2 protein-coding genes are annotated in these 3,982 nt (G+C 37.3%); both read right to left on the bottom strand.

The features are described from left to right. Window positions 1-206: 206 nt before the first annotated feature. Window positions 207-2,327, bottom strand: a complete 2,121-nt coding sequence (locus SGJ10_11305) for a Tex family protein (GenBank protein ID MDZ4758705.1) — start codon at window positions 2,325-2,327, stop codon at window positions 207-209. 323 nt (window positions 2,328-2,650) lie between these two features. Continuing rightward, on the bottom strand, window positions 2,651-3,898 hold the full coding sequence (pepT, locus tag SGJ10_11300) for a peptidase T (protein ID MDZ4758704.1): 1,248 nt from the start codon (window positions 3,896-3,898) through the stop codon (window positions 2,651-2,653). Window positions 3,899-3,982: the final 84 nt, after the last annotated feature.

Below are 3,982 nucleotides of genomic sequence, written 5' to 3'. Positions count from 1 at the left end.
GCCGAACTACATCCCGAAAGCCCCGCTTAATCCCGATAATTATCGGGATGCGGGAGGATTAGTCCCTTTCTTTTGGACTATTATATATTGAGTTTCGGTATAAGACCCTGAAACATTCGCCGAGGCAAGGTTAAAAAAAGCTAACGCAAACAAATTACCACCCTTCCACTCCTCACGATAGCCTCGCCGCAGCCGGGGGAGCAAACTCACAACTTCAAACTCAACCCAATCCTCTTCCTTCCCATATCTACTTCTATAACTTTTACTTGCACAATTTGTCTTAGTTTCACAATTTCATTGGGGTCCTTTATAAATCGATTAGCCATTTGCGAAACATGTATCATGCCATCTTGTTTTACGCCAATATCTACAAAACAACCAAACTGTGTGATATTGGTCACTATGCCGGGCAGTATCATTCCGGGTCGTAAATCTTCGGGACTTTTAGCATCGGAGAAAGAAAAGTTTTGCAGCGGTTCGCGTGGATCACGACCAGGTTTTTCGAGTTCTTTTAATATATCTTCTATCGTATGTTTTCCTGCATTGGTATTTATATATTTGTCTGCTACAATTTTTTCACGAATGCTCCCATCTTTTACCAAATCAGCGATTGAGCAGTTCATGTCTTTGGCCATTTGCTCAACTATATAATAGCTTTCAGGATGCACCGCAGTGTTATCTAATATGTTTTTCGCTTGTGTGATTCTCAAAAATCCTGCACATTGTTCGAAAGCTTTTTCACCTAATCGAGGAATTTTCTTTAATTGATTTCTATTTGTAAAAGCTCCATTTTCGTTTCTATATATGATAATATTTTGTGCTAACTGTGGTCCCAATCCAGAAACATAAGTAAGCAAACTTTTACTAGCCGTATTCAAATTAACGCCCACCTTATTTACGGAACTTTCTACAACAGTATCCAAACTTTGTTTCAATTTATTTTGGTCTACATCATGTTGGTATTGCCCTACACCAATGGATTTTGCATCAATCTTAACAAGTTCTGCAAGCGGGTCGGCAAGGCGACGACCAATTGATACAGCACCTCTTACGGTCAAATCTTTATCAGGGAATTCTTCGCGTGCAATCTCAGAAGCTGAATATATAGAAGCACCATTTTCGTTCACCATATATAGATGAGGTACATTTTCAAAAACTATACTTCTTATAAATAATTCTGTTTCTCTTCCTGCTGTTCCATCACCAATAGCTATAGCTTCTATAGCATACTTTTTTGCAAGATGTATGATAGTTTCTGATGCTCGTTGGATGGCTCTTTGTGGTTCGTGTGGATATATAATATCATCAACTAAAAGTTTTCCTTCTTCATTCAAGCAAACTACTTTACAACCTGAGCGGAAACCTGGATCAATAGCCATGATACGCTTATTTCCCAAAGGTGACGACATCATTAATTGACCTAAGTTTTTTGCAAATACTTTTATGGCATCATCATCGGCACGTGCTTTTGCCAAGGCACGAAATTCTGTTTCGATAGAAGGTGCCAATAATCTTTTATAACAATCGGTAATAGCTAAAGAAATTTGGTTGCTGCTGGCATGTGCCGATCGTAAAAATATATAATCTAATCGTGGTATAGCTTTCTCATTGTCGGGTTCAATAGAGAGTTTTAATATACTTTCATCTTCACCTCTGAACATAGCCAAAAGTCTGTGAGATGGGCACTTGGCAAGAGCTTCCTGCGATGAGAAATAATCTTTAAATTTACTATCACTATTGTCTTTTCCTTTGGCAACTTTAGAATATATAATAGCATATTTTTCAAATTGCATTCTGACAGTAGCCCTAGCTTTTTCATTTTCGTTGATGCGTTCGGCAATAATATCTCTTGCACCTTGTAACGCATCATTGGTAGTTGCAACTTTTGAATTTATATATCTTTCTGCTTCTTTAACTATATCAAAAGGAAGTTCTTTTTGTAGCCAATCTGCCAAAGGCTCCAAGCCATTTTCTCTAGCAACAGATGCCCGCGTTTTGCGTTTCGGTTTATAAGGTAAATATATATCTTCGAGTAATGCCGAATCCCAACAATTCAAAATTTTGTGTTCCAATTCAACAGTCAGTTGATTGTTAGATTTAATAGTTTCTAATATGGTATTTTTCCTTTTTTCAAGTTCGTTAAATTTAATTAGTGCCAGCCTTACTTCTTCAACTACTACTTCATTTAATCCTTGTGTGGCCTCTTTGCGATAACGTGAAATAAAAGGAACAGTGCAGCCATCTTCTAAAAGTTTGAAAAGGGCTTTTGTTTGATTTACAGAAATATTACTTTGCTCAGCGATGAGCTTAATTGCGTGGTCGTGCATGGAACTGCAATTATATGATTGTTTTCGAAATTAATAATTAACAAATTAACTTCATCTTTACCCCTTGTGATGTTCTACCATTTCTTAAACTATAATAGTTCTCCGCCTGTGGCGGATTAGTTTGTAGAATGGTAATGCCGAACTATATCACGAAAGCCCCGCTTAATCCCGATAATTATCGGGATGCGGGGGGATTAGTCCCCCTTTTTTGGACTATTATATATTGAGTTTCGGTATTATCACCAAACAGTCCTATTTTTGCTCGCAAATTTGAATAAAGTATATATATAATATAAGCAGTATTCACAACCCACAACCCACAACTACCCCTTCTCCTCCCAAATACAACACAAATTCACAATAGTCTGAACGGCTTTTTGCATGTCTTGTATACTTACCCATTCTTTCAATGAATGTATTTCTTGTTCGCCAGCAAATAAATTGGGACAAGGCAAACCCATATAAGAAAGCCTAGAACCATCAGTGCCACCACGAATTGGTTTTTGTGTAACAGTAAGTCCTGTACGTTCAATAGCTTCACGGGCATACTGACTAACCTGTGGAAATTGATCCAATACTTTTTTCATATTTCGGTATTGTTCGGTAATACTAAATTCCATTTTCGCCCCTGGAAATTCATTGATCACCGTTTCACAAATATTATATAATTCTTCACCATGTCTTTTTAATAAATGGTCATCAAAATCACGAACAATAAAATCTAATTCTGCTTTTTCTACATTGCCACTCATGCGAACCAAATGTACAAAACCTTCTTTGTTATCGGTACTTTCGGGAGAGAGTCTATTCAATGGCAAACGTGCGATGAGATGGCCTGCCACACGCATTGCATTCACCATTTTATCTTTGGCATAACCTGGATGTATACTAATGCCCTGTATAATAACTTTGGCACCATCGGCACTAAAGGTTTCATCTTCAAACCAACCTGCATCACCGCTATCTAGGGTATAACAAAACTCAGCCCCAACTTTGGGAACATCCACATGCTCAACGCCACGTCCTACTTCTTCGTCGGGGGTGAATAATACTTTAATAGTGCCATGTTTTACTTGTGGATTGTTAATTAAAAAATGTATCGCATCCATAATACATGCAACACCCGATTTGTCATCACTACCTAATAATGTAGTACCATCTGTTGTTATAATATCATGACCGATTTTATCTAATAAGTGCGGACTCTCAATTGTTTTTAAAATCAAATCCGGATTATTAATATATATGATATCTCCACCTTGATAATTATTATGTACTTGCGGATTCACATTGGTTCCGCTGCAATCGGGAGCAGTATCAGCATGCGAACAAAAACATATAGTAGGGACTTTTTTATCAGTATTGCTGGGCAAGGTAGCATATACATAACCCCACTCATCCATGTGTGCATCGGCCAAGCCAATTTGCTTTAGTTCTTCTGCCAAAATTCTGAGCAAATCTTTTTGCTTTTCTGTTGATGGAAAAGTAGTAGACAATGGGTCACTTTGGGTATCAATTTTTGCATAGCGGATAAATCTATCGGCTACAGTGTAGTTGTAATTCTCAAACATATTATATATATTATTGTGATGCAAAGATGTGGGAATTAGTTGATTTGAAAAAATAATTCTTTTTCGGCATTGCGGCTAGTGGTC

The sequence above is a fragment of the Bacteroidota bacterium genome (genome assembly GCA_034439655.1).
GTDB lineage: Bacteria > Bacteroidota > Bacteroidia > UKL13-3 > UKL13-3 > CANJUD01.
Note: the sequence above shows the minus strand (reverse complement) of the source record. Positions and strands in the feature narration are given on the sequence as shown.

Coding starts and splice junctions, on each gene's coding strand:
- pepT (MDZ4758704.1), bottom strand. CDS start 3,898: ATGTTTGAGAATTACAACTACACTGTAGCCGATAGATTTATCCGCTAT.
- SGJ10_11305 (MDZ4758705.1), bottom strand. CDS start 2,327: ATGCACGACCACGCAATTAAGCTCATCGCTGAGCAAAGTAATATTTCT.